The sequence below is a fragment of the Xanthomonas campestris pv. campestris str. ATCC 33913 genome (genome assembly GCF_000007145.1).
GTDB classification, from domain to species: Bacteria; Pseudomonadota; Gammaproteobacteria; order Xanthomonadales; family Xanthomonadaceae; genus Xanthomonas; species Xanthomonas campestris.
Genome location: NC_003902.1, coordinates 1,659,703 through 1,685,166 on the forward strand (window position 1 = coordinate 1,659,703; position 25,464 = coordinate 1,685,166).

At 66.5% G+C, this 25,464-nt stretch carries 19 protein-coding genes; 16 read left to right on the top strand and 3 right to left on the bottom strand.

Annotated elements, in window-relative coordinates; genetic code table 11:
* Nucleotides 1–108: 108 nt before the first annotated feature.
* From XCC_RS07435 to XCC_RS07475, 9 genes are all read left to right on the top strand, one after another.
* Nucleotides 109–885, top strand: coding sequence for a glycine zipper 2TM domain-containing protein (locus XCC_RS07435; protein WP_011036618.1), 777 nt, complete (start codon nucleotides 109–111; stop codon nucleotides 883–885).
* Between the two features lie 176 nt (nucleotides 886–1,061).
* Nucleotides 1,062–2,225, top strand: a complete 1,164-nt coding sequence (locus XCC_RS07440; protein WP_011036619.1) for an acyl-CoA dehydrogenase family protein — start codon at nucleotides 1,062–1,064, stop codon at nucleotides 2,223–2,225.
* A 92-nt stretch (nucleotides 2,226–2,317) separates the two neighbouring features.
* A complete protein-coding gene (locus XCC_RS07445) occupies nucleotides 2,318–4,864 on the top strand; it encodes a DUF3857 domain-containing protein (protein ID WP_029216863.1) in 2,547 nt (848 codons plus the stop codon).
* 256 nt (nucleotides 4,865–5,120) lie between these two features.
* Nucleotides 5,121–5,717: a glutathione S-transferase family protein gene (locus XCC_RS07450; RefSeq protein ID WP_043877926.1), complete on the top strand. Its 597-nt coding sequence runs from the start codon at nucleotides 5,121–5,123 to the stop codon at nucleotides 5,715–5,717.
* A 22-nt stretch (nucleotides 5,718–5,739) separates the two neighbouring features.
* Complete coding sequence (gene asnB / locus XCC_RS07455) at nucleotides 5,740–7,683, top strand: asparagine synthase (glutamine-hydrolyzing) (protein WP_011036622.1); 1,944 nt, start codon at nucleotides 5,740–5,742, stop codon at nucleotides 7,681–7,683.
* 74 nt (nucleotides 7,684–7,757) lie between these two features.
* On the top strand, nucleotides 7,758–8,312 hold the full coding sequence (locus tag XCC_RS07460; protein WP_011036623.1) for an NADPH-dependent FMN reductase: 555 nt from the start codon (nucleotides 7,758–7,760) through the stop codon (nucleotides 8,310–8,312).
* Between the two features lie 188 nt (nucleotides 8,313–8,500).
* Nucleotides 8,501–9,931, top strand: a complete 1,431-nt coding sequence (locus XCC_RS07465; RefSeq protein WP_011036624.1) for a replicative DNA helicase — start codon at nucleotides 8,501–8,503, stop codon at nucleotides 9,929–9,931.
* A gap of 290 nt (nucleotides 9,932–10,221) precedes the next feature.
* Entirely contained in the window at nucleotides 10,222–11,640 is a 1,419-nt protein-coding gene (locus XCC_RS07470; RefSeq protein ID WP_019237804.1) for a cryptochrome/photolyase family protein, read from the top strand.
* Nucleotides 11,641–11,773: 133 nt separating this feature from the next.
* Nucleotides 11,774–12,499, top strand: coding sequence for an OmpA family protein (locus XCC_RS07475; RefSeq protein WP_011036626.1), 726 nt, complete (start codon nucleotides 11,774–11,776; stop codon nucleotides 12,497–12,499).
* A 753-nt stretch (nucleotides 12,500–13,252) separates the two neighbouring features.
* Here the strand turns inward: XCC_RS07475 and XCC_RS07480 are convergent.
* On the bottom strand, nucleotides 13,253–14,287 hold the full coding sequence (locus XCC_RS07480) for a LysR family transcriptional regulator (protein WP_011036627.1): 1,035 nt from the start codon (nucleotides 14,285–14,287) through the stop codon (nucleotides 13,253–13,255).
* A gap of 129 nt (nucleotides 14,288–14,416) precedes the next feature.
* Here XCC_RS07480 and XCC_RS22625 point away from each other — a divergent pair, with 129 nt between their 5' ends.
* The 6 genes from XCC_RS22625 to XCC_RS07505 all read left to right on the top strand — a co-directional run bounded on the left by XCC_RS22625 (nucleotide 14,417) and on the right by XCC_RS07505 (nucleotide 22,136).
* Nucleotides 14,417–14,644: a hypothetical protein gene (locus tag XCC_RS22625; protein WP_019237805.1), complete on the top strand. Its 228-nt coding sequence runs from the start codon at nucleotides 14,417–14,419 to the stop codon at nucleotides 14,642–14,644.
* Nucleotides 14,641–15,414 carry an SDR family NAD(P)-dependent oxidoreductase gene (locus XCC_RS07485; RefSeq protein WP_029628996.1) on the top strand — a complete coding sequence of 258 codons (774 nt, stop codon included), beginning with the start codon at nucleotides 14,641–14,643 and terminating at the stop codon, nucleotides 15,412–15,414. The genes XCC_RS22625 and XCC_RS07485 overlap by 4 nt, the downstream gene beginning before the upstream one ends.
* Nucleotides 15,411–16,601 carry an efflux RND transporter periplasmic adaptor subunit gene (locus XCC_RS07490; RefSeq protein WP_011036629.1) on the top strand — a complete coding sequence of 397 codons (1,191 nt, stop codon included), beginning with the start codon at nucleotides 15,411–15,413 and terminating at the stop codon, nucleotides 16,599–16,601. The genes XCC_RS07485 and XCC_RS07490 overlap by 4 nt, the downstream gene beginning before the upstream one ends.
* A gap of 181 nt (nucleotides 16,602–16,782) precedes the next feature.
* Nucleotides 16,783–19,953 (top strand): efflux RND transporter permease subunit, encoded by a 3,171-nt coding sequence (locus tag XCC_RS07495; RefSeq protein ID WP_011036630.1) that lies wholly within the window; start codon nucleotides 16,783–16,785, stop codon nucleotides 19,951–19,953.
* A gap of 33 nt (nucleotides 19,954–19,986) precedes the next feature.
* Nucleotides 19,987–20,718: an SDR family oxidoreductase gene (locus tag XCC_RS07500; protein WP_011036631.1), complete on the top strand. Its 732-nt coding sequence runs from the start codon at nucleotides 19,987–19,989 to the stop codon at nucleotides 20,716–20,718.
* Nucleotides 20,712–22,136: an efflux transporter outer membrane subunit gene (locus XCC_RS07505; RefSeq protein WP_011036632.1), complete on the top strand. Its 1,425-nt coding sequence runs from the start codon at nucleotides 20,712–20,714 to the stop codon at nucleotides 22,134–22,136. The genes XCC_RS07500 and XCC_RS07505 overlap by 7 nt, the downstream gene beginning before the upstream one ends.
* A gap of 94 nt (nucleotides 22,137–22,230) precedes the next feature.
* On the opposite strand, the gene XCC_RS07510 is transcribed toward XCC_RS07505, so the two are convergent.
* Nucleotides 22,231–23,205 carry a GGDEF domain-containing protein gene (locus XCC_RS07510; protein WP_011036633.1) on the bottom strand — a complete coding sequence of 325 codons (975 nt, stop codon included), beginning with the start codon at nucleotides 23,203–23,205 and terminating at the stop codon, nucleotides 22,231–22,233.
* 249 nt (nucleotides 23,206–23,454) lie between these two features.
* Here XCC_RS07510 and XCC_RS07515 point away from each other — a divergent pair, with 249 nt between their 5' ends.
* The gene (locus tag XCC_RS07515) at nucleotides 23,455–23,688 is read left to right on the top strand and encodes a hypothetical protein (protein WP_019237807.1); all 234 of its coding nucleotides are present in this window, start codon (nucleotides 23,455–23,457) and stop codon (nucleotides 23,686–23,688) included.
* Nucleotides 23,689–23,704: 16 nt separating this feature from the next.
* On the opposite strand, the gene XCC_RS07520 is transcribed toward XCC_RS07515, so the two are convergent.
* The gene (locus XCC_RS07520; RefSeq protein WP_043877806.1) at nucleotides 23,705–25,360 is read right to left on the bottom strand and encodes a sensor domain-containing diguanylate cyclase; all 1,656 of its coding nucleotides are present in this window, start codon (nucleotides 25,358–25,360) and stop codon (nucleotides 23,705–23,707) included.
* Nucleotides 25,361–25,464: the final 104 nt, after the last annotated feature.

Genomic DNA, 25,464 nt, shown 5'->3' on the forward strand with positions numbered 1-25,464 from the left:
CGCTAGCTGAACTTAACTGCGGCATTCATGAGCGAGGGCGTTTTTGTTCAGGGTTCCCGTGCTGGAATCACGCCGTCAACAACGCGGCGTGTCCGCACGGAGCTGGTCATGAAGAGCAATACGACAACTATACTGGTCGCTGCTGGAGCGTTGCTGGTCGGAGGCGTGGCCACGGCTGCCTTCATGAATAACCGCCCGTCCTCGGGTGATTTCGTCGCCAACGGCGAGCCCGCACCGCGCGGCCTGGAATATGCCGATGTGGTGAAGGTTGCACCAATCACCGAGCGCGAGCCGCAGTACGCGCAGGTCATCAACAGCAACGCCATTCGCGAAACCACCACCAGCTCCTCGCCGCGCGAAGTCTGCCGCGACGTGGTGGTGCAGGAGCGCCTGCCCGAGCGCGACGGCAACGTCGGCGGCACGGTGGCCGGTGCCGTGATCGGCGGTCTGCTGGGTAACCAGGTGGGCGGCGGCAACGGCCGCAAGCTCGCCACCGTGGCCGGTGCAGTGGGCGGCGGCATGGTCGGCAACCGCGTCGATCGCAATCACGTGGGTGGCCGCGTGGTCGACCGCACCGAGCGTCAGTGCCATACCGAAAATGCCAACTCGCAGTCCTCGCGCGTGGTCGGCTATGACGTGACCTACCGCAATCAGGATGGCACCACCGCCACCATGCGCATGGACAGCAAGCCGGGCGAGCGCATTTCGCTGGGCGATGCCGACAACGTGGTGGGCTACGACGTGACCTACCGCTATGACGGTTTCGAGAAGACCGTGCGCATGAACGACAAGCCGGCCAGCGAGCGCCTGCCGGTGGTGGATGGTCAGCTGGTGACGCAGACCGCGTCGGCCGTGGACCGCCCGAGCAGCAGCACCCGTCAGTAAGCGTCAACGCGCACCAGCAGTTGGGTGCGCAGTAGAGAGAAGAGCCGGCATTGCCGGCTCTTCTCGTTTATGGGGACGCCGCGGCGCTGCCCGCGCGCAGAGCGCTCGCCTGTGGATGGCCGCCTGTGGACGGCGCAACTGGCAGATAATCGCCGCATCCCACCTGGAGGCGCGCAATGCCGGTACGGCCTGATGACTTGTTCGACGTGCGTGCGCAGCTCAGCGATGACGAACGCGCGGTGCAGGATGCGGTGGCACGTTTCACCGATACGCGGGTGCTGCCCGGCATCGGCGAGGCCTTCGATGCCGCGCGCTTCCCGCGTGAGCTGGTGCCCGAGCTGGCGTCGCTGGGCTTGCTGGGTGCCAGCCTGCCGGTGAGCGAGGGCGGCGCCGGCCTGGGCGCGGTGGCGTACGGGCTGATCTGCCAGGAGCTGGAGCGCGGCGATAGCGGCTTGCGCAGCTTTGTCAGCGTGCAATCGTCGCTGTGCATGTATCCCATCCATGCCTATGGCAGCGACGCACAACGGCGCCAGTGGCTGCCGGAGATGGCCGCCGGCCGGGTGATCGGCTGTTTCGGCTTGAGCGAGGCGCAGGGCGGCTCGGACCCGGCGGCGATGACCACGCGCGCGGTGCGCGACGGTGACGGTTGGCGGCTGCGTGGCGCCAAGATGTGGATCACCAACGGCAGCATCGCGGACCTGGCAATCATCTGGGCACATACCGATGACGGCGTGCGTGGCTTTCTGGTGGACACGCGCAGCGAGGGCTTCCGTGCGCAGGACATCGGCCACAAGATGAGCCTGCGCGCCTCGGTCACCTCGGCGGTGTTCCTGGACGATGTCTTCGTGCCCGAGCAGCAACGCTTGCCGGATGCACTGGGATTGAAGGCGCCGCTGGGCTGCCTGAGCCAGGCGCGCTTCGGCATCGCCTGGGGCGCCATCGGGGCGGCGGTCGCCTGCCTGCGCGAGGCGCTGGCTTACAGCGGCGAACGCATTCTGTTCGGGCGGCCCCTGGCGGCCACGCAAAGCGCGCAGATCAAGCTGGCCGACATGGCGCGCCGGATCGCCACCGCGCAGCTGCTGGCGCTGCAACTAGGGCGGCTGAAGGAGGCCGGCACGCTGCGCCCGGAACAGATCTCGCTGGCGAAGTGGAATAATTGCCGCATGGCACTGGATGTGGCGCGCGAGTGCCGCGACCTGCTTGGGGCGGCGGGGATCACCACCGAGCACGTGGCGATCCGGCATGCGCTGAATCTGGAATCGGTGATTACCTACGAGGGCACCGAAACCGTGCATCAACTGGTGGTAGGACGGGCCCTGACCGGGCTCAATGCGTTCTGACGAGGAGTGGGTGCTTGATCGGCAAGGATGTGATGCAGCGCCTGCGTGGCGTGTGGTGGGGAGTGTGGGTAAGCCTGGCCGTCGTTGCGGTGCTGGCGGTGCCGGCCGCGCAGGCCAGTGATGCGCCGCGTATGGCGCCCGCGCCGGCGTGGGTGGTGGCCGACGCCGTGCCGGACAAGGTGGCCGGCACCAGCGGCTTGCGCTATGAACTGGTGTCCGACCAGATCGATCTGACCGGCCGCGCGCCGCAGGCGTACCGGCGGCTGAGCTACAGCGTGCGGCGCGAAAAAGACCTGGAGGAGGCCGGGCAGATATCCATCGACTACCAGCCGCAGTACCAGCAACTGGTGCTCAACAGCCTGGAGGTCTGGCGCGACGGTCGCCGGATCGACATGCGCACGCAGGCGCATTACGCGCGGCTGCGCCGCGAGAGCGGCTTGGAGGAAGGGCTGATCGATGGCGCAGTGACGCTGTCGATCACCGTGCCGGACCTGCGCGTGGGTGACCGTGTCGACTACGGCGTGACCCTCACCGGCAGTAACCCGGTGTTTGGCCAGGGCTATTACGACGTCTTCGATGCGCGCTACGGCGTGCCCTTGGGCGAGCGCCGGGTGCGGGTGCGCTATCCCTCCACGTTGTCGTTGCAATGGAAGATCGCCGCGCCGGGCTTTAGCCGGCATGTCAGCAGTGCCGACGGGGTGACCACGCTGGAGATCGCCGCGAGCAACATTGCCGCGGTGCAGCCGGAGAAAGATGCCCCCGACGATGTCGACCCCTATGGCGTGATCGAAGTGTCGACCGCCGGCAGCTGGGGCGCGGTGGCAGCATGGGCGCTGCAGCTGTACCCGCACGCGTTCAAGGATGCGCAGGTGGCCGCCGGCATGGTGCAGAGCCTGCAGCTGCGCAACACCGATCCTCAGGGCGCGCTGCTGCGCGCAGTGGCCTTCGTGCAGGGCGAGGTCCGCTATGTGGGCCTGGACATGGGCGAGAACTCGCACGCCCCGCATGCGCCGGAGGTGACGCTGCGTAACCGCTACGGCGACTGCAAGGACAAGGCCACGCTGCTGATCGCGCTGCTGCAGCTGGCCGGCATCCGCGCCGAGCCGGTGCTGGTGCACAGCGAGCGCGGCCATGGTCTGGCAAACCGCCTGCCAAGCCCGTATGCCTTCGATCATGTGGTGGTGCGCGCGCATCTGCCGCAGGGCGAGGTGTGGGTGGATGCCACCCGCGATCGCGAGCAAGGGCCACTGGCGCAGCGCCGCCCACTGCCGTTCGTGCGCGGCTTGCCGGTGCTTGCCGGGCAGACCGAGCTCGTGGCGGTGCCCGCGCCGCGGCCGACGGTGCCGCAGGTCGAGGTGGAAGAGGACATCCATATCGCTATGGAGGATTCGCCGCGCGTGGCGACCTTCAGCGTGGCCACGGTGTATCGCCAGGGCTACGGCGATCCGGTCGCGGCGCGGTTCGACGCCGACGGTGCCGAGGCGGTGGGCGAACGCTATCTGGAGTACATGCAGCAGTACTACACCGCACTGACCCAGCAGGAAGAGCCCACGCTCACCCAGCCGGACGATCGCTCGCAGGCGCGCACCCACGAGTCCTACCGGCTTGAATGGGCCAAGGACGAAGGCGACGAGGTCGGCTTCCCGCTGTTCCAGCTCAGCGACTGGATGGACACGCTGCCAAGCGCCGCGCGAAAAAGCCCGCTGGCCCTGGAAGGCCCGCGGCTGGCGCGCCAGACCGTGCGCGTGCACGTGACGCCTGCAATCTCGGTAAAGGCGCAGCGCGACGAGGTGGCCAACCCGTGGTTCCGCTTCTCGCGCACCGTGGCCATGCGCGATGGCACCTTGGAGATCGTCGGCGAGTGGCAGCGGTTGTCCGACCGCATTCCGCCGAACGGCATCAAGCGTGCGGCGGCCGACATGGAGCGTGCGCGCGACCTGCTGTATTTCAACCACGATCTGGCAATGCCGGCGCCGCGCGCGCCGACCAACTGGCGCGCACTGCTGCAGCCGATGGCAGCGCTGGGGGCGTTGATCGTGCTGCTGTTGGGGTGCGTGGTGTGGTGGCGCCTCGGTGGACTGGGCGGAATGCTGTTCGACCCGTATGCCGTTGCGCAACGCATGCCGCAGCAGCCAGGCCTGCGCTGGAGCGCGTGGATCACCGCAGCGGTCTCTGCGGCATTGATGGCCTGGATGCTGTTGCAGAGCTGGCCACTGTGGGCGCGGCTGGCAGGCGGCGTCGGCGTCTATGCGCTGGCCGTGCTCGGCGGCGTGTTGCTGAAGCCGGTGTTGCGCTGGATGGGCAGCACCGCTTCGCTGGGCCGCGTGCTGCCTGCCGCCTTGGGCAGCGCCTTGCCGTGGCTGGTGTGCCTGCTGGCCGGGCTGGTGGCGCTCGCTGGCGATGTCACGTTGCTGCGGACCGGCGCGCGCAACGGGGCGGAACTGGCGCAACTGGCGATGTACGTGTTCGTGCTGCTGCTGGGTGCGCTGTGGTGGGCGATTGCCGCGCTGCAGGCCGTGGCCGGCGCGGCGCAGTGCGGGCGCGCCCGTGCGTTCGGGGCGCTGGCGTTGACCGCGTCGCTGCTGGGCATGCTGATCGCGGTGATCGGTGTGCCGCTCGCGTTATGGGTGATGCGCTGATCGGCGTGCGGTTCGCAAGGCGTTGATGGATCCAGCTAATTCAGCGCCGCAATGACGGCAGGGCGGCGGCTGCAGGCCATCTACTTCGCTGCGGGCGGCAGTAGGCAGGTGGATGACCGGCAGATGTGCCCTGCCGCGTGCACGCCTGCGGCAGGGCTTTGCAAAGCCGCGAAGGGCTGTGACACTGCCAGCCCCTCGTTGCTGCCGCGGAGTCAGCGTGACCTCGACCGTGCGTCCCCCCCTGACCGTGCATGGCATGTCCAGCTCGGGCAACTGCTACAAGGTGCGTCTGCTGCTGGAGCAGCTCGGCAGCCGCTACCACTGGGTCGAGGTCGATAGCGTTTCCGGCGAGACCCGCACGCCCGAGTACCTGGCCAAGAATCCCAACGGCAAGGTGCCGATGGTGGAACGCGACGACGGCCGCGTGCTGACCGAATCCAACGCCATCCTGTTCTGGCTGGCCGAAGGCACGCCGTATCTGCCCACCGACACCTGGCAACGCGCGCAGGCGCTGAGCTGGATGTTCTTCGAGCAGTACAGCCACGAGCCCTACGTGGCTGTAGCGCGCTTCATCAGCCTGTGGACGCCGCGCGATGCCGCACGCCGAGCCGAGCTGCCGCAGCTGCGCGCGCGTGGCGAGCAGGCGCTGGGGGTGATGGAACAGCACCTGCGCCAGCATGCCTGGTTCACCGGCGCCGACTACGGCATCGCCGACATCGCGTTGTTCGCCTATACCCATTGCGCCGAAGACGGCGGCTTCGATCTGGAGCGTTGGTCGGCGATTGACGGCTGGTTGCAGCGGGTGCGGGCGCTGCCGGGCTTCGTGGCGATGCCTGCGCCGGTGAGCGCATGAGCGGCCGGCAGGAGCACTGACGATGTGTGGATTGGCAGGACTGTTGCTGGCAACACCGCGCATGCACGGCGAGCAGCTGGAGGCATTGGTGCGGCCGATGGGCGGCGCCTTGCGCCACCGTGGCCCAGACGATGCCGGTACCTGGTGCGATGCGCAGGCCGGCGTTGCGCTGGCCCACCAGCGCCTGAGCATCCTGGATCTCTCTCCGCTCGGCCATCAGCCGATGCGCTCGGCCGACAGCCGCTACGTGCTGGCCTACAACGGCGAGATCTACAACTTCGCGCAGTTGCGCGCGGCGCTGGCGGCGCTCGGGCACCGCTTCCGCGGGCATTCGGATACCGAAGTGCTGCTGGCCGCAGTGGTGGAGTGGGGCCTGGACGACACCCTGGCGCGCTGCAACGGCATGTTCGCGCTGGCGCTGTGGGACGAACGCGACCATTGCCTGTCGTTGGCCCGTGACCGCGTGGGCAAGAAGCCGCTGTACTACGGCTGGGCCGGTGACACGCTGGTGTTCGGCTCCGAGCTCAAGGCGCTGTGGCAGCACCCGGATTTCGACAACGGCGTGGACCGCGATGCGCTCACCCTGCTGTTGCGGCTGGGCTATATCCCGGCGCCGGCCTGCATCCACGAGCGTACCTTCAAGCTGATGCCCGGGCGGGTGCTGCGGCTGGACGCCCAAGCGGTGGCCGCCGGCGCCGCCGCACACCGGCCCGACCAGGCCCAGCAACCGTTCTGGAATGCCCGCGAGGCCATGCAGCGTGCGCTGGCCGCGCCATTCACCGGCACCGATGCCCAGGCCGAAGAGCAGCTGGATAGTCTGCTGCGCGATGCAGTGGCGTTGCGCATGGTGGCCGACGTGCCGGTGGGCGTGTTCCTGTCTGGCGGCACCGATTCGTCGATCGTCACCGCGATGATGCAGGCGCAGAGCGACCAGCCGGTGCACACCTTCAGCATCGGCTTTGAGGGCTCGCACCACGACGAAGCGCCGCTGGCGCGCGAAGTGGCCACGCACCTGCACACCGATCACACCGAGCTGTATGTCAGCGGCGCCGATGCGCTGGCGGTGGTGCCGACCTTGCCGGACATGTTCGACGAACCGTTCGCCGACGCCTCGCAGGTGCCCACCGCGCTGGTGGCGCGGCTGGCGCGCGGTGGCGTCACCGTGGCGCTATCCGGCGATGGCGGCGACGAGCTGTTCTTCGGGTATGGGCGCTACCAGCGCGCGCTGCGTAACTGGCGCATGCACGGGCTGGTGCCGGCGCCGCTGCGGCGCCTGATGGCGGTGGCAGCGCGCAAGAGCGGCGAAGCCTCGCGCACCGGCGGGCTGGCGGCACTGGTGGCCGAGGCGGGCGCACGCGGCATCGGCGACATCTACCGCAACCGCATCTCACGCTGGCGCGACCCGGCCGCGGTGGTGCTGGGCGCGACCGAGCCAGACAGTTTTTACAGCCTGGCCGATCCGCTGCATGGCTCGGGCACGCCGGCCGACGCGATGATGCTGGCCGACTTCGCTGCGTATCTGCCGGACGATCTGCTGTGCAAGGTCGACCGCACCACCATGGCGGTGGGGCTGGAGGCGCGCGCGCCGCTGCTGGATTGGCGCGTGGCCGAGTTCGCCTGGTCGTTGCCGCTCTCACTCAAGTACCGCGATGGGGTCAGCAAGTACCTGCTCAAGCGCGTGCTGTGCCGCTATCTGCCCGAGCCGATGGTCTACCGCGGCAAGCGTGGCTTCGGTGCGCCGGTGAGTGCGTGGCTGCGCGGCGACCTGCATGGCTGGGCCGACGATCTGCTGGCACACGGCACGCTGCAGCGCGAAGGCGTGTTCGCCGCCGATACCGTGGCCGGGCTGTGGCGCGACTTCAATGGCGGCGAGCGCAAGTGGCACACCCACCTGTGGACGGTGCTGATGTTCCAGGCCTGGCAGGACCACTGGCGCGCGCAGCGGGCTGCCATCGTCCGGTCGTAGCGCGGGCGGCGCTTCACCGGGTGTGCGCGCCACGCTGCCTACAGTGGGGCGCTGGTTCCCACGGAGCGTTCCCCATGAGCAAGTACACCATTGCGGTATTGGTCGGCAGCCTGCGCGCGCAGTCCTACAACCGCCAGCTGGCCCAGGCGCTGGCGCAGCTGGCCGGCGACAAGGCCACGTTCGAGTTCCTGGAGATCGGCGACCTGCCGCTGTACAACCAGGACCGCGACAGCGATTACCCGGCCGAAGGCACCCGCCTCAAGCAGCAATTACGCGCGGCCGATGCGGTGCTGTTCGTGACCCCGGAATACAACCGCTCGATCCCCGGCGTGCTCAAGAACGCCATCGACACCGCCTCGCGGCCATATGGCGACAGCGCCTTCGCCGGCAAGCCGGCCGCCATCGCGGGGATCTCGGTCGGCGCGATCGGCACCGCGCTGGCGCAGCAGCATCTACGTGGCGTGCTGGCCTACCTGGACATGCACGTGCTCGGCCAGCCGGAGATCTATCTGCAATACAAGGATGGCTTGTTCGGCGCCGACGGCCAGATTGCCGATGCCGACAGCCGCAAGTTCCTGCAGGGATTTGTCGACAGCTTCCTGGCCTGGATCGCACACCACACACGCTGAGCGCGCGGGCCGGGCCGGCATGCCCGCAGGCTAGACGGGGGCAGGGCATCGCGGGCAGTGAGACCGCACCGGCGTAGGCTGTGGTGCACTGGCTATGCACCAGTTATCCACAGAGTTGTGCATGGTCCTCGCCGCCGGTGATGACTATGCTTCCTGCCCCCGTCTCCCTCGCGTCAGGCTGTCCGTCCATGTCCGCTCGTCCCGGCTTCCGTTCCAACCGCAATCGCGACCGCGATCGTGATGACTACGATCGTCCCGAGCCGCGTCTGGACCAGCTGCGGGTTCCACCCCATTCGGTGGAAGCCGAGCAGGCGGTGCTGGGCGGCCTGATGCTGGCGCCGGATGCGTTCGACAAGGTCAACGATCAGCTCACCGAGAACGACTTCTACCGGCGCGACCATCGTCTGATCTACCGCGCCATCCGCGAGCTCTCCGAGAAGGATCGCCCGTTCGATGCGGTCACGCTGGGCGAGTGGTTCGAGTCGCAGGGCAAGCTGGAGCAGGTGGGCGATGGCGCCTATCTGATCGAGCTGGCGAGCACCACGCCGTCGGCGGCCAACATCGCCGCCTACGCGGAAATCGTGCGCGACAAGGCGGTGTTGCGGCAGCTGATCGAAGTGGGCACCAACATCGTCAACGATGGCTTCCAGCCAGAAGGCCGCGAGAGCGTCGAGCTGCTGGCATCGGCGGAAAAAGCGGTGTTTAAGATCGCCGAAGCAGGCGCGCGTGGGCGGACCGACTTCGTGGCGATGCCGGGCGCCTTGAAGGACGCGTTCGAAGAGCTGCGCAACCGCTTCGAAAACGGCGGCAACATCACTGGCCTGCCGACCGGGTACACCGATTTCGATGCGATGACCGCCGGCCTGCAGCCGACCGATCTGATCATCCTGGCCGCACGTCCGGCGATGGGCAAGACCACGCTGGCGTTGAACATTGCCGAATACGCCGCGATCAAGTCCAAGAAAGGCGTGGCGGTGTTTTCGATGGAAATGTCGGCGTCGCAGCTGGCGATGCGCCTGATTTCTTCCAACGGCCGCATCAATGCGCAACGCCTGCGCACCGGTGCGCTGGAAGACGAGGATTGGGCGCGCGTCACCGGCGCGATCAAGATGTTGAAGGAAACCAAGATCTTCATCGACGACACGCCCGGCGTGTCGCCGGAAGTGCTGCGTTCCAAGTGCCGCCGGCTCAAGCGCGAACACGACCTGGGCCTGATCGTCATCGACTACCTGCAGCTGATGTCGGTGCCGGGCAACAGCGAAAACCGCGCGACCGAAATTTCGGAAATTTCGCGTGGGCTCAAGGGCCTGGCCAAGGAACTCAACGTGCCGGTGATTGCGTTGTCGCAGCTCAATCGCTCGCTGGAAACGCGGACCGACAAGCGCCCGGTAATGGCCGATTTGCGCGAATCCGGCGCAATCGAGCAGGACGCGGACATGATTGTGTTCATCTACCGCGACGACTACTACAACAAGGAAAACTCGCCCGACAAGGGCCTGGCCGAGATCATCATCGGCAAGCACCGTGGCGGCCCGACCGGCTCGTGCAAACTCAAGTTCTTCGGCGAATACACGCGCTTTGACAATCTGGCGCACGACTCGGTGGGTAGCTTCGAGTAAGCCGCTGGCAACGTGTGGCATCTTGACCTCAGGGATGACGGTCGACGAGGAATGCGGGCGCAGGTGCCCGGCACTGCATGTGTCAGCAGCGATGCCTGGGCGCCATGCGCGCGGAGCTGCACCAGCGCGCGTAAGGCGGGTAGGACGTGACGCGTAGCGATTGCTGCCGCACATCGCGGCACCGACGGTGCGCCAGCGAACGCTTCGCACAGACTCCGCGGCTGGCATCGCGCCATCGTTGCGGCCGCTGGCTTATGCTGCGCGGCCTCACCTGCCGCTGCCGAGTCTGCATGTCTTACGCCATCGTCTGGTTCCGTCGCGATCTGCGTCTGGAGGACAACCCCGCCTTGCGCGCCGCGCTCGATGCCGGGCACGACCCGATTCCGCTTTACATCGATGCACCGCACGAAGAAGGCCAATGGGCGCCGGGCGCGGCATCGCGTGCGTGGCGGCATCGCAGTCTCGCCGCACTGGATGCCTCCTTGCGCGCGCGCGGCAGCGCGTTGCTGATTCGTCAGGGCGACAGCGCGCAGGTGCTGGACGCGGTGATCGCGCAGACCGAAGCGGTGGCGGTGTACTGGAACCGCAAATACGAGCCGGCCACCCAGCCACGCGATGCGCAGATCAAGCGCAGCCTGCGTGAGCGTGGGCTGGAGGTGCAAAGCTGCAACGCCGCGCTGTTATTCGAACCGTGGACCCTGGCCACCCAGCAGGGCAGGCCGTACAAGGTGTTTACGCCGTTCTGGCGAAATGCACTCACTCAGCTGCGCTTGCCCGATGCCATGCCCGCGCCGCGCAGCCTGCCGCCGTTGCCCGCGTCGCTGGACGGTGTGCACGTCGATGCGCTGAACCTGCTGCCCACGCCGGCATGGGATCAGGGCTTCTGGGAACACTGGCAGCCGGGCGAAGCCGGTGCGCACGAGATGCTGGAGATCTTTGTCGACGGCGCGCTGTCGGGTTACCGCGAAAACCGCGACCGTCCCGACCGCGTTGGCACCTCGCAGTTGTCGCCGCATCTGCATTTTGGCGAGATCGCGCCCTGGCGCATTGCCAGCACCTTGGAGGCGCAGCGCAGCGCGCGCAATGGCGCGGACATCGACGGCTATATTCGCCAGTTGGGATGGCGCGATTTTGCGTACCACCTGCTGCATCACTTCCCGGACACCACCACGCAAAACCTCAACCCGCGCTTTGCCGGCTTCGACTGGGCCACGGTGGATCCGGTCACGCTGGACGCATGGCAGCGCGGGCGCACCGGCATCCCGATCGTCGATGCGGGGCTGCGGCAGCTGTGGCATACCGGCTGGATGCACAACCGCGTGCGCATGATCGTGGCGAGCCTGTTGTGCAAGCATCTGCGCGTGCATTGGCTGGAGGGCGCGCGCTGGTTCTGGGACACCTTGGTGGATGCGGACCTGGCCAACAACACGATGGGCTGGCAGTGGGTGGCCGGCACTGGCGCCGATGCGGCGCCGTATTTCCGCGTGTTCAATCCGGTGACGCAGGCCGAGAAATTCGACCCGCAAGCCACCTACATCACGCGCTGGATTCCCGAGCTGGCGGCATTGCCGGTGAAAGAGCGCTTTGCACCGTGGCTGCATCCGTTATCGCTGGCGCGGCTGGCACCGACCTATCCGCGCGCGCCGATCATCGGCCTGGCCGAAGGGCGCGATGCCGCGTTGGCGGCCTACGCAGGCACGCGCGGCTAAGCGAAAACGTTTTCCTGAATGAACCGCTAGCCGAACGCTGGCGGCGGGCGATTTCATCATGTGCCAGTCGCGTTGCGCTGTTTATCCTCGCGGCACGATTCAGCGCCGGATGGTCCGGCCAAAGGAGAACACCATGTCCCCAGCAGCCAGCAAGAGCCTTGCCGTGGCCTTGGCCAGCGCCATCGCGCTGTCCGCCTGCGCCACCGGCGGCTCGTACGTGCAGCGCGACCAGTACGGCGACCAGACCCAACAACAGAACCGCACCGGCCGCAATGCGCTGATCGGTACCGCGATCGGTGTGGCCGCCGGCCTGCTCACCGGCGACAGCGCCACCGAACGCCGTCAGCACGCGATGATCGGTGCCGGTATCGGCGCATTGAGTGGTGCGGCCGTGGGCCAGTACCAGGATCGTCAGGAACGCGCGTTGCGCGAGCGCACCGCCAACACCGGCATCGACGTGCAGCGCCAGGGCGACAACATCACCTTGAACCTGCCCGACGGCATCACCTTCGACTTCGGCAAGTCTGCGTTGAAGCCGCAGTTCTACACCGCGCTCAACGGCGTGGCCTCGACACTGCGTGAGTACAACCAGACCATGGTGGAAGTGGTGGGGCATACCGATAGCGTCGGTAGCGATGCGGTGAACCAGCGCCTGTCCGAAGAGCGTGCCAACGCGGTGGCCCAGTACCTGACCGCACAGGGCGTGCAGCGCGAACGCATGGAAACCATGGGCGCCGGCAAGCGCTACCCGATCGCCGACAACAGCACCGACGCCGGCCGTGCACAGAACCGCCGCGTCGAAATCCGCCTGATTCCGCTACGCCAGGAAGGCGCCGCCAGCACTACCGGCATGCGCTGAGTTTGATGGCGTCATGTGACGTGTAACTGGCGTCACCGGATGCATGAAAAAGGCCGCGAAAGCGGCCTTTTTTTTGAGTTACAGACGGCCTGAAGTAAGAGCAAGGTCCAGATCACTGGTTACGCAAAACGCCAACACAAACAAAAAACAAGAGCAAAAAAACGTCCAACAAAACGTCTGCATTCCTCATCATTGAACTCGCTGTCGCTGTCGCTGTCGCTGTCGCTGTCGCTGTCGCTGTCGCTGTATTGCTCTGTTTGCGATCAACACAGCGATCCGTCGCCTGCCAAGCCTGAAACTTTGCTTCGGCACCGCTGTTCCGCTTTTGCTCCTGCTTCACCCAGTCGCCTTAAAGCAAGCCGAGCACCGCAGCTGCGCGTGGCCGAAGAGGCGCCCTTGTCTGAGCGCAGCGAGTTTGGGCGCCGTGCCAGGCGTGGCGAGGAGCGCAGGGCACCGGTGCGGCTTCACCGCACCGGATTGCGTCGGCGACAGCGGTTTTGGTTCCTTTTGCCAAGACAAAAGGAACTCGCGCCGCAGGCGCGAAAGCTCTGCGTTGAAGCCGGGATTGGAGCGTCGGGATTAGGGATTCGCTTAAAGCGTCGCATCAACTTTCTTGCGCGAGCTAGACGCAAATCCGATTACGAATATCAGAACAACGAACCCACCTCACCCCCAACAGTCCCGCAGGCACCTTCCCCCAATGGGAGAAGGAGAACCCGCCGCGCTACGCGTCGAGACCGCACAAAACGCCCGTCACGCCGTAGCTTTTTCCAAAATGCGCTTACCCTCGGCGCGCAACTCGGCCTCCACTTCAACCTCCACCTCCGCATCCCCATTGGCGCGCTGTGCGGCCAGCCGTGCAGGGCACTGCGCCATCATGTAATCGGCGTCGAAGTTCAGGCGTGTCACCAGGAAATCCACGAACGCCCGCACCTTCGGCGACACCAACCGGCCACCGGCGAAGACCGCGTTGAAGTCCACTTCCGGCCCGGTCCAACCTGCCAGTACACGCCGCACCATGCCCGATTGCACGAACGGCTTGGCCATCACATCGCCGGTCAGCAACAAGCCTTCGCCGCACAGCACCGCACCATTGAGCGCGGCCGGGTCGTTGGCCACCATCAACGGATTGACCGGGAATTCGCGCACATCGCTGCCGTCGCTGAGCGACCAGAAGAAGCGGTTGTTGTGCACATTGCGGTTCTTGCGCAGGGCGAGCGTGCGATGGAACTGCAACTCGTCCGGATGCAGCGGTTCGCCATAGCGTTCGATGTAAGACGGGCTGGCAAACACCTGCGTGCGCAGGCTGCCCAGCTTGCGCGCAACCAGGTTGGAATCGGGCAGGGCACCCACGCGCAGGGCCAGATCGGCTTCGCCGCCGATCAAGTCCAGCTTCTCGTTGCCCAGGTGCATGTCCAGCTGGATTTCCGGGTATTGCGCGTGGAATTCGCCCAGCAACGGCGCGATCCAGGTGATGCCCAGCGAGTACGGCACGGTGAAGCGCAACCAGCCGCGCGGGCCCGACTGCAATTGGCCGACGGCGCTTTCGGCTTCTTCCAGTTCACGGGCAATGCGCTGGCAGTGTTCGTGATAGACCGCGCCGGCTTCGGTCAGGCCGATGCGACGCGTGGTCCGGTGCAGCAGGCGGGCACCCAGCCGGGTTTCCAGTTCCTGCACCTTGCGGCTGACCGTGGTCTTGGGCAGGCCGAGCGAGTTGGCGGCAGCGATGAAACTGCCTTGTTCGACCACCTTGACGAAGATCAGGGTGTCGTTGAGATCGTGGGTCATGAGGGGTGCCTTCCGGAGTCTGGAGGGATTGGACCGCTTGCGGGACGATTATTCCCCTAAATCCGGACTAATCAAGTGCTGCTTTGAGGCCTAGCTTATGCGGCATCCCCTCCACGCAGGAGCGCCGCCATGTGGTTGCGCCAACTTCTCGGCTTGTGCCCCAGTCCCCGCGGCGCCCTTGAGAGCGCGTTCGATCCGGTGCAGATGCCGGTAAAACGCCCGCATTCCAGCGTTTCGCGCGCCTTTGCTGCCTCGCCCAAGCGGCAGGCCGGCGGTGCGCCGGTGCGCCGCAGCGGGCTATCTGCACGTTGGGCCATGTGTGGGATTGTCCCGATTTCGGGAGTGAAAGTCCCGTGACTGGGATGGTCCAATCCGAGACGGTCGTCCTGGGTGGCGCGGGCAACGTCGGTGCCGGCATCGTCGCCGCGCTGCTCGAGGCGCAGCTGCCGGTGCTGGTGGTCGGCCGCGATGCTGCCAAGCTGGCCGCGTTGCGCGCCCGCCATGGCGACAGCCCCTTGCTGGAGACGGTGCAGGGCTCGGTGGCCGATGACGCCGCCGCGCAGGCACTGGCTGCCGAGCTGGCGCAACGTCCACGCCCGCTGGCGGCGGTGGTTGCGAGCCTGGGCAGCCCGCTCAAGGCCGGCCGCCTGCTGGACCGCCCGGTCAGCGCCTTGCGCCGCCGGCTGGACCGCGACCTGCTTCCGCACCTGGCGGCCGCCCGGCATCTGATGCCGCTACTGGCCGAGGCCGATGGCGGCGGCCGTTACCTGTTGCTCGGCAGCCCGTGTGCACTGCGTGCGTGGTCGGCGCACGGCGATATCTCCATCGCCGCGGCGGCCACCCGCATGCTGGCGCAGGTGCTGCACGAAGAAGCCAAGCCGTTGGGCGTGCGCGTGCACCTGCTGTCGGTTGAGCAGCCGGTGTGCACGCCCAGCCGTGCCAAGGAGGCCTGCCCGGAATGGATCCGGGCCGTGGACGTCGGCCGCGCCGCCGTCTCGTTGATCGCCGGGCCTGGCCAGCCCGGACACGCCATCGTGACCGTCAGCCGTCGCCCGCAGACCGCACCGTCGGCTGGCCGCCTGGCCGGTCTGCAGTTTCCCCTTCCCGCCCGAGAGATTTCCCCATGACCCCGAACGCCACCCCGTTCCGTTTTCCCTTGCGTACTGTATTGACGGGCGCTGTCCTCGCGGTCGTTTTGGCCGGTTGCGGCAGCAAGGCCGCCGAGACCGGCGCGCCGCCACCGCCCAGCGTCAGTGTCGCCCCGGTGCTGCTGAAAGAGATCAGCCAGTGGGATGAATTCAGCGGCCGCATCGAGCCGGTGGAAAGCGTGGAACTACGCCCGCGCGTGTCCGGCTATATCGACAAGGTCAATTACGCCGAAGGCACCGAAGTGAAGAAGGGCGATGTGCTCTTCAGCATCGACGACCGCAGCTACCGCGCCGAGTTTGCCCGCGCCAATGCCGCGCTGGTGCGTGCCCGCACCCAGGCCAGCCTGGCCCGCAGCGAAGCGACGCGTGCGCGCAAGCTGTCCGAGCAGCAGGCCATCTCCACCGAAACCTGGGAACAACGCCGCGCCGCGGCCGACCAGGCCGATGCCGAAGTGCTGGCCGCACAGGCCGCCGTGGACACCGCCAAGCTCAACATGGACTGGACACGCGTGCGTGCCCCGATCGACGGCCGCGCCGGGCGCGCGATGGTTACCGCCGGCAACCTGGTCACCGCCGGCGACAGCGCCAGCGTGCTGACCACGCTGGTGTCGCTGGACAAGGTGTTCGTGTACTTCGATGCCGATGAAGGCACCTTCCTGCGCTACTCGCAGATGAGCCGCAACGGCGAGCGTCCGGACGAACGTGGCGGCGAGTTGCCGGTGCGCATCGGCCTGGTCGGCGAGCAGGGCTTCCCGCACAGCGGGCGCGTGGATTTCCTCGACAACCAGGTCACCCGCAGCACCGGCACCATCCGCGTGCGTGCCGTGCTCGACAACGCCGATCGGCAGTTCACGCCCGGCCTGTATGCGCATGTGCAGTTGCTCGGCAGCGGCCAGTTCAAGGCCATGCTGGTCGATGAAAAGGCCGTGCTGACCGACCAGGACCGCAAGTACGTGTACGTGGTCGACAAGGATGGCAAGGCGCAGCGACGCGATGTGGAGCTTGGCCGCACTGCCGATGGTCTGCGCATCGTGCGCAAGGGGTTGGCGGCCGGCGACCGCGTGGTGGTCGATGGTGTGCAGAAGATTTTCATGCCCGGCATGCCGGTCGATGCCAAGGCCGTGGCGATGGTGCCCACCTCGGACAAGCGCACCGCATCCAAATAAGCCTCGTCGATCACACCTGGCAAGCAGTCGCGCCTGCCCGGCGGCTGCGCAGCCGGTTCGACCGCTGCACTGATTCATCGCTGCATCGCCCGCCCGTGACTACCGGCCTTTTCATCAGGCCGGTTCAGGGCGGGGCGTGTTGCGCCGCCACCCGGCGGCAACCTCTTTCAGGACCACCCCAATGGACTTTTCCCGTTTTTTCATCGACCGACCGATCTTCGCGGCGGTGCTGTCGATCATCATCTTCGCGGCTGGCCTGATCGCCATGCCGCTGCTGCCCATCAGCGAATACCCCGAAGTGGTGCCGCCGAGCGTGCAGGTGCGTGCGGTGTATCCGGGCGCCAATCCCAAGGTCATCGCCGAGACCGTCGCCACGCCGCTTGAGGAAGCCATCAACGGCGTGGAAAACATGATGTACATGAAGTCGGTCGCCGGCTCCGATGGCGTGCTGGTGGTCACCGTGACCTTCAAGCCGGGCACCGATCCGGACCAGGCGCAGGTGCAGGTGCAGAACCGCGTCAGTCAGGCGCAGGCGCGTCTGCCCGAGGACGTGCGGCGCCAGGGTGTGACCACGCAGAAGCAGTCGCCGACGCTGACCATGGTCGTGCATCTGACCTCCCCCAAGGGCAAGTACGACTCGCTGTACCTGAGCAACTACGCCACCTTGAAGGTCAAGGACGAGCTGTCGCGCCTGCCGGGCGTGGGCCAGATCCAGATCTTCGGTGCCGGCGATTACGCCATGCGGATCTGGCTGGATCCGGACAAGGTCGCCGCGCGCGGGCTCACCGCCAGCGATGTAGTGGCCGCCATCCGCGAGCAGAACGTGCAGGTGTCCGCCGGCCAGCTCGGCGCCGAGCCGATGCCGAACAAGAGCGAGTTCCTGCTGTCGATCAATGCACAGGGCCGCCTGACCACCGAAGAAGAATTCGGCAACATCGTGATCCGCAGCGGTACCAGCGGCGAGATCGTGCGCCTGTCGGATGTGGCGCGGCTGGAACTGGGTGCCGGCAAGTACACGCTGCGCTCGCAACTGGACAGCAAGAGCGCGGTGGGCATGGGTGTCTTCCAGTCCCCGGGCGCCAATGCGATCGAGTTGTCCGATGCGGTGCGCGCCAAGATGGCGGAGCTGGAAAAACAGTTCCCGCAGGACATGGCCTGGTCGGCGGCCTACGACCCCACCATCTTCGTGCGCGATTCCATCAAGGCGGTGGTGAGCACCTTGCTGGAGGCGGTGCTGCTGGTGGTGCTGGTGGTGATCCTGTTCCTGCAGACCTGGCGTGCGTCGATCATTCCGTTGCTGGCGGTGCCGGTGTCGGTGGTGGGCACCTTCGCAGCGCTGTATGTGCTTGGCTTTTCGATCAATACGCTGACCCTGTTCGGCCTGGTGCTGGCGATCGGCATCGTGGTCGACGATGCGATCGTGGTGGTGGAAAACGTCGAGCGCAACATCGAAGAAGGTTTGAGCCCGCTGGCTGCTGCGCATCAGGCGATGCGCGAAGTGTCCGGGCCCATCATCGCCATCGCGCTGGTGTTGTGCGCGGTGTTCGTGCCGATGGCGTTCCTGTCGGGCGTGACCGGCCAGTTCTACAAGCAGTTCGCGGTGACCATCGCCATCTCCACGGTGATCTCGGCGATCAACTCGCTGACCCTGTCGCCTGCACTGGCAGCCATGCTGCTCAAGGCCCATGACGCCCCGAAGGATGGTCCGACGCGGTTGATCGACCGGTTGTTCGGCTGGATTTTTCGTCCGTTCAACCGCTTCTTCAACACCAGCTCGCACAAGTATCAGGGTGCGGTTTCGCGCGCGCTGGGCAAGCGCGGTATGGTCTTCATGGTGTATCTGTTGCTGTTGGTCGGCACCGGGGTGATGTTCAAACTGGTGCCGGGCGGCTTCATTCCGACCCAGGACAAGTTGTACCTGATCGCCGGTGCCAAGCTGCCCGAAGGCGCATCGCTGGAGCGCACCAGCGAGGTGATCAGCCAGATCAGCGATATTGCGCTGCAGACCGAGGGCGTTGCGCACGCGGTGGCGTTTCCTGGCCTCAATCCACTGCAGTTCACCAATACGCCCAACACCGGCACCCTGTTCCTGACCCTCAAGCCCTTCAGCGAACGCAGCCGGACCGCAGCGCAGATCAATGCCGAGATCAACGCGCGCATCAGCCAGATCGAGAAGGGCTTCGCCTTCGCCTTCATGCCGCCGCCGATTCTTGGCTTGGGTCAAGGCTCCGGCTATTCGCTGTACATCCAGGATCGTGCCGGGCTCGGTTACGGGCAGTTGCAGACTGCGGTAACGGCGATGTCCGGTGCGATCTCGCAGACGCCGGGCATGCAGTTCCCGATCGGCACCTATCAGGCCAACGTGCCGCAGCTCGATGCAAAGGTCGATCGCGACAAGGCCAAGGCGCAGGGTGTGCCGCTGACCAATGTGTTCGACACGCTGCAGACCTATCTGGGGTCTGCGTACATCAACGACTTCAATCGCTTCGGTCGTACCTATCAGGTGATCGCCCAGGCCGATGGACAGTTCCGCGACAGCGTCGAAGACATCGCCAACCTGCGCACCCGCAACGATCGCGGGCAGATGGTGCCGATCGGCAGCATGGTCACGCTGGGCCAGACCTACGGCCCGGATCCGGTGATCCGCTACAACGGCTACCCGGCCGCCGATCTGATCGGTGAAGCGGACACGCGCGTGCTGTCGTCCGCCCAGGCGATGCAGACGCTGGCCGGCATGGCGCCGAAGGTGTTGCCCAACGGCATGAACATCGAGTGGACCGATCTGAGTTATCAGCAATCCATCCAGGGCAATTCGGCGTTGATCGTGTTCCCGATGGCGGTGTTGCTGGCGTTCCTGGTGCTGGCCGCGTTGTACGAAAGCTGGACCTTGCCGCTGGCGGTGATCCTGATCGTGCCGATGACCTTGCTGTCTGCCTTGTTCGGCGTATGGCTCACCGGTGGCGACAACAACGTGTTCGTGCAGGTGGGACTGGTGGTGTTGATGGGCCTGGCGTGCAAGAACGCGATCCTGATCGTGGAGTTTGCCCGCGAACTGGAGATGCACGGCAAGGGCATCGTCGAAGCCGCGCTGGAAGCCTGCCGCCTGCGTCTGCGCCCGATCGTGATGACCTCCATCGCCTTCATCGCCGGCACCGTGCCGCTGGTGTTCGGCCATGGCGCTGGCGCAGAAGTGCGCTCGGTCACCGGCATCACCGTGTTCGCCGGCATGTTGGGCGTGACCCTGTTCGGCCTGTTCCTGACGCCGGTGTTCTACGTGGCCCTGCGCAAGTGGGTGACCCGTGGCGAACCCGCCGCACCGGCCGCCGTGGCACATGATCCGGTCAAGGCCTGATTCCTCTTCCCCCATCTTTGAAGGACATTGCACATGAGCACCAACAAGATCGCACTGGTCACCGGCGGTACCCGCGGCATCGGCCTGGAGACCGTCCGTCAACTGGCCCAGGCCGGCGTGCACACGCTGCTGGCTGGCCGCAAGCGCGATGACGCCGTCGCCGCTGCACTCAAGCTGCAGGCCGAAGGCCTGCCGGTGGAAGCCATCCAGCTGGACGTCAACGACGACATCAGCATCGCCGCGGCCGTTGGCACGGTGGAGCAGCGTCACGGCCATCTGGACATCCTGATCAACAACGCCGGCATCATGATCGAGGACATGCAGCGCAAGCCGTCCGAGCAGAGCCTGGACACCTGGAAGCGCACCTTCGACACCAACCTGTTTGCGGTGGTCGGCGTGACCAAGGCGTTCCTGCCGCTGCTGCGTCGTTCGCTGGCCGGGCGCATCGTCAACGTCTCCAGCATCCTCGGCTCGTTGACCCTGCACACACAGCAGGGCTCGCCGATCTATGACTTCAAGATACCTGCCTACGACGCCTCCAAGAGCGCACTCAACAGCTGGACCGTGCACCTGGCCCATGAGCTGCGCGAGAGCGCGATCAAGGTCAACATGGTGCATCCGGGCTATGTCAAAACCGACATGAACGGTGGCGTCGGCGAGATCGACGTGGAGCAGGGCGCACACAGCAGCGTGCAGATGGCGTTGATCGATGCGCACGGCCCCAATGGCAGCTTCACCTACCTGGGCGAGGTGCTGCCATGGTGAGGACCTTGCTGGGCGCCGCGCTTGCCGCGGCGATCCTGAGTGGTTGCGCGGTCGGGCCGGATTACCGCCCCGAACCGCCGGCCGCGGTGACGCTGCAAGGCGCGCAGGATGCGGCCTATAGCGCCGAGTCGCCGGTGGGCAACTGGTGGTCGCAGTTCGATGACCCGGTGCTGGAACAACTGGTGCGCGATGCGTTGTTCGCCAACCACGATCTGCGCATTGCCGTCTCGCGCGTCAAGCAGGCGCGTGCGGTGTTCGTCGAACGCCGGTTGGACCAGGCGCCGCACATCACCGCACAAGGCAGCTTTGATCGCCGCGAACAACAGCAGGTGATCGCCGGCAATCAGCGTTTCCTCACCGAGCAGACCACGCTGGGTCTGGATGCGGCGTGGGAACTGGATCTGTTCGGCCGCCAGCGGCGTGCGTCGGAGGCGGCGCGTGCCGACCTGGAAGCCGAGCAGGCCGGCCTGCAGGACGTGCAGGTCACGGTGGCCGCGGAGGTGGCGCGCAACTATTTCGAATTGCGCGGCACGCAAAAGCAGCTGGACGTCTCCAAGCGCACCCTGACCAACCTGCGCGACACCCAGAAGCTGACGCAGACGCGTTGGGACCTGGGCGCCGGCAGCGAGCTGGATGTGCAGAGCAGCCTGGCACGCTTGAAGGCCATCGAAGCCGACATTCCGTTGCTGGAAACTGCCGAAGCGCAGTACCGCCATCGGATCGCCGTGTTGCTCGGTCAACAGCCGAATGCGCTGGATGCCACCCTGGTGGCGCGCACCGCACCGCCGTTCGCCCGCGCCTTGCCGCTCGGCGATACCGCCAGCTTGCTGCGGCAACGCCCGGACGTGCGCACCGCCGAACGGCGTCTGGCTGCGGCCACCGCACAGGTGGGCGTGGCCACGGCCGATCTGTTCCCGCGCATCAGCGTGAGCGGCTTTGTCGGCTTTCTGTCTGGCGATGCGGCCAGGTTGACCCAGGGCAACGCAAAGGCCTGGTCGATCACGCCGTCGATCAGCTGGGCCGCGTTCGACTTCGGCACCGTACGTGCACGCCTGCGTGCCAGCAAGGCGCAGGCCGAAGGCGCGTTGGCGCAGTACCAGCAGACCGTGCTGCTGGCACTGGAAGATACCGAAAATGCCTTGACCGGCTACGGGCGTCAGCAGGCGCGCCTGGCGATCGTGGTGGACCAGGCCAATGCGGCGCGGCGTGCCGAGCAGCTGGCGCAGATCCGCTACCGCGAGGGTTCGGAAGACTTCCTGACCCTACTGGATGCACAGCGCACCCAACTGGCAGCCGACGATGCATTGGCGCAGGCCGAAGCAGCGGTCAATGTCGGCGTGGTCGGCGTCTACAAGGCGCTGGGTGGCTGGAAGCAAGGTGAGGCACCGGCCGCGCCGGTGGCAGTGGCCGAGCGCTGAGATGGCAGGGCGGGGCGGCCGCGCGGCCGTCCCGCCCATGCATGCACGACGGTATCAATCGCTGATCGGCAATTGCCGATCAGCGCTGGATGACTCAGTCGGCGATGCGCACGCTGTCGCGGCCGCCGTTCTTGGCCAGATACAGCGCCGCATCCGCACGCGAAAACCAGTCTTGCCAGTGCGTTTCGCCATCGTGGCGGGCCGCGCCCAGCGACACGGTGATGCGTCCGCCCGGCCCACGTAATCCGTTGCGGATCACCTTGCGCAAGCGCTCGGTGGCCGCTTCCAGTTCCGCCAGCGAGCCGGCGCGCAGCAGCACTACGAATTCTTCGCCGCCGAAGCGGAACACCTGATAGGGCTCACGCACCTCGAACCGCAGGATCGTGGCCAGGTCAGCCAATGCCGCATCGCCGGCGGCATGCCCGTACAGATCGTTGACGTCCTTGAAGTGGTCCAGGTCCAGGATGATCAGGCTGTTGAGCCGATCCTGCGGCTGACGTTGATCGATCTGATGGGTGAGCGCGCGCTCGAGCATGCGCCGGTTGGGCAGGCCGGTCAGCGCATCCAGCGAGGCCAGTTCTTCCAGATGCACGCGGTCGTCCTGCATGCGCACCGAGAACGCGTAGCCCACCGCCAGCGTCACCAAGGTGACCATCACGGTGGAGATGCCCTGGCCAGGGCTGACGATCAAGCCGGGCAGCAACAGCAAGGCCGCCAGCAACGGCAGGCTCAGCAACACCGCGCGCTGCGGGCCGCAGAGAAAATAATTGGTGGCCAGCACCGGGAACAACCAGGGCAGGGCGCCGTCGCCGCCGCTCCAGCAGCCGATCAGGCAGCCAGCGACATTGATGGAGGCCAGCCACACCCCGCCGCGTCCAGTGCGCTCGGCACTGCGCATGCGCCAGCCACGCCACACCGCGACCAGGCCGAGTGCGGCAGTCAACGCACATGCCACCCCTTGGCCATGCATGGCCAGGTACACCGCGTACAGGCAGAGCAACAGCGCGGTGATCGGCCCGAGCATCTTGACGATGCCGAGGCGGAAATCCCGCCGCAAATGGAGGATCACGGGCGAAGTTCTGGAGGAGTCGGCATCAGTATCGGCCGACGCGTGCGAAAGTTGAGGGAAGGTGGCGCGCGCCGGCAGCGCATCGTGCGTGCGCAACGTTGGTCAGATGCCGCTACGGCGCACAACGCTGATCAGCACGTACCTCGGCGCGCCGCAGCCGATCAGATGCCGCATCCCACACGCGCTGTACGGTTTCGCAGATCCTTGACGGCATAGCCGCAACCTTGGGGCTTTGCCGTGGAGTCACCGATGCCTAATCGCTCAGAGTTGGATGCGCACCTGGATGCGCTGCAGGACGCACTGCCGAACGTGGCGTCCGATGAAGACGCCGACTTCGATTATCTGGATTTCCAGGCCCGCGCCGAGGCCGTCCTGCACAGCGCCGCACCCGAAGACGCCGCGCATGTGCGTGGCCGCATCGACGACATGCTGGCCAGCGCCGGGCTGATCCCGACCGACGACAACGGGCAGGCCTGTCGCTGACAGCACGGGCCTGGCGTCACACGCTGCCCGGCGTCACCGCGCTGACCACCTGATTGCGCCCGGCCTGCTTGGCCCGATACAGCGCCTCGTCGGCCTTGCGCAGCAACTGCGCGGCGTTGCCTGCATGCCCGGGAAAGGTCGCGACGCCGAACGAGGCGGTGATCTTGGGCAGTGACACGCCATCGGCCATTACCTGCAGGCCATCGATGCCGGCGCGTAATTTCTCCGCCATCGCGCTGGCGGTGGCCAGGTCGACCTCGGGCAGGATGATGGTCAGTTCCTCGCCGCCGTAGCGGCAGCAGATGTCTTCGCCGCGGGTCTGCGCCAGCAGCAGTTCGCCGATCGCAGCAAGCACGCGGTCGCCGCCACTGTGGCCATGCAGGTCGTTGAATTGCTTGAAATGGTCCACGTCCAGCATCAGCACCGACAGTGGCTGCACGCGTCGGGTGCAGCGCGACAGCTCGTGGTTGAGCGCTTCTTCCAGATAGCGGCGGTTGAACAGGCCGGTCAGCGGGTCACGGATGGATTGCTGGCGCAGCGTCTCGCGCAGGCGCAGGTTGTGCAGCGCCAACGACAATTGTTCGGCGGCCGCCTCGGCCACGGTCAGCGAGGCCAGTTCCTGCGCGTTGTCGCCGCGCAGCGCGAGCATGCCCAGCTGGGTGCCCTGTGCCGACAATGGAATGCAGACCGTGCTCGCATGCGGCGGAAGATTGACGCCGGCATGCTGGCAGACCATGCCTACGCTGGCGTCCTCCACCAGGTGAGTGCGGTCGCGTCGCAGTGCCCAGCACTCTTCGGGCGCGATGCTCCCGCGTTCGCCATCGGCCAGCGTTCCCCACGCCGCCACCTGCTCGGCGCGATCGCGCGAGGCGCGCAGCAGATACACCGCGCCCGACACACCGGGCACCAGCGGGGCGATCGTGCGCGCCGTGATTTCCAGGGCTTCTTCCGCGTTGCGGCAGTTCTGCAGCAGGCCCGAATAGCGCGCCAGCGCTTCCAATCCTGCCGAGGTGCGTTCCAACGTGCTGAACGATTCGGCCAGCCGCGTGCTGCTCGTGCTGGCTTCTTCCTCGGCACGCACACGGCGGGCCAATTCGCGCGACAACAGCCGGTAGGCCAGCACCATGACCAATAGCCCGGACAAAATGCCGATCGCCGTCATCCACAGCACCCAGCGCGCGCTGTCGTGGTTGGCCTGGGTGCGCGACACCAGCTGCCGGCGCTCCAGTTCGCCCATCAGTTGCACCTGCCGGCGCAGCGCCGAAGAGGTCTGGAACACGCCCTTGGCGATGGAGGCGCGCGCGCCATCCAGCCCGGTGGCGCGATAGCTGTGCAATAGGTCGTTGATCTGCACCAGGCGCATGTCCACCAGCTTGTCCAGCGCGGCCACGTTGCGCAGTTGCAGGGGGTTGTCCTGCACCAACACCTCAAGCCGTGCAATGCGCCCGGGCAGGCGCCCGATGGCGTCGGCATGCACGCCCAGAAAGGCCTCGTTGTCGGTCAGCACGAAGCCACGCGCCGACGACTCCGCCGACAGCAGCCCGGCCTGGATCTCGTCGATGCTGGCAATGACTTCCTGCGTATGCGAGACCCACGCGGCCGCCGTCAGCGACTGCCGCGAGGTGATGTAGCCACCGACGCCGATCAACACAAAGATCAGCCCGCCGAGCATCAAGGCCCCGGCGGCGTGGCGTTTTGCTTTTCTGGTCAACACCGTGTTCCCCAAACAACGATCGTCTGGTCGAGTCCGATGCAAGCGCCGTGCCTATGCTTCAC

Coding starts and splice junctions, on each gene's coding strand:
- asnB (WP_011036622.1), top strand. CDS start 5,740: ATGTGTGGATTGGCAGGACTGTTGCTGGCAACACCGCGCATGCACGGC.
- XCC_RS07435 (WP_011036618.1), top strand. CDS start 109: ATGAAGAGCAATACGACAACTATACTGGTCGCTGCTGGAGCGTTGCTG.
- XCC_RS07490 (WP_011036629.1), top strand. CDS start 15,411: ATGACCCCGAACGCCACCCCGTTCCGTTTTCCCTTGCGTACTGTATTG.
- XCC_RS07470 (WP_019237804.1), top strand. CDS start 10,222: ATGTCTTACGCCATCGTCTGGTTCCGTCGCGATCTGCGTCTGGAGGAC.
- XCC_RS07500 (WP_011036631.1), top strand. CDS start 19,987: ATGAGCACCAACAAGATCGCACTGGTCACCGGCGGTACCCGCGGCATC.
- XCC_RS07515 (WP_019237807.1), top strand. CDS start 23,455: ATGCCTAATCGCTCAGAGTTGGATGCGCACCTGGATGCGCTGCAGGAC.
- XCC_RS07475 (WP_011036626.1), top strand. CDS start 11,774: ATGTCCCCAGCAGCCAGCAAGAGCCTTGCCGTGGCCTTGGCCAGCGCC.
- XCC_RS22625 (WP_019237805.1), top strand. CDS start 14,417: ATGTGGTTGCGCCAACTTCTCGGCTTGTGCCCCAGTCCCCGCGGCGCC.
- XCC_RS07505 (WP_011036632.1), top strand. CDS start 20,712: ATGGTGAGGACCTTGCTGGGCGCCGCGCTTGCCGCGGCGATCCTGAGT.
- XCC_RS07440 (WP_011036619.1), top strand. CDS start 1,062: ATGCCGGTACGGCCTGATGACTTGTTCGACGTGCGTGCGCAGCTCAGC.
- XCC_RS07520 (WP_043877806.1), bottom strand. CDS start 25,360: ATGCTCGGCGGGCTGATCTTTGTGTTGATCGGCGTCGGTGGCTACATC.
- XCC_RS07460 (WP_011036623.1), top strand. CDS start 7,758: ATGAGCAAGTACACCATTGCGGTATTGGTCGGCAGCCTGCGCGCGCAG.
- XCC_RS07465 (WP_011036624.1), top strand. CDS start 8,501: ATGTCCGCTCGTCCCGGCTTCCGTTCCAACCGCAATCGCGACCGCGAT.
- XCC_RS07480 (WP_011036627.1), bottom strand. CDS start 14,287: ATGACCCACGATCTCAACGACACCCTGATCTTCGTCAAGGTGGTCGAA.
- XCC_RS07495 (WP_011036630.1), top strand. CDS start 16,783: ATGGACTTTTCCCGTTTTTTCATCGACCGACCGATCTTCGCGGCGGTG.
- XCC_RS07450 (WP_043877926.1), top strand. CDS start 5,121: ATGTCCAGCTCGGGCAACTGCTACAAGGTGCGTCTGCTGCTGGAGCAG.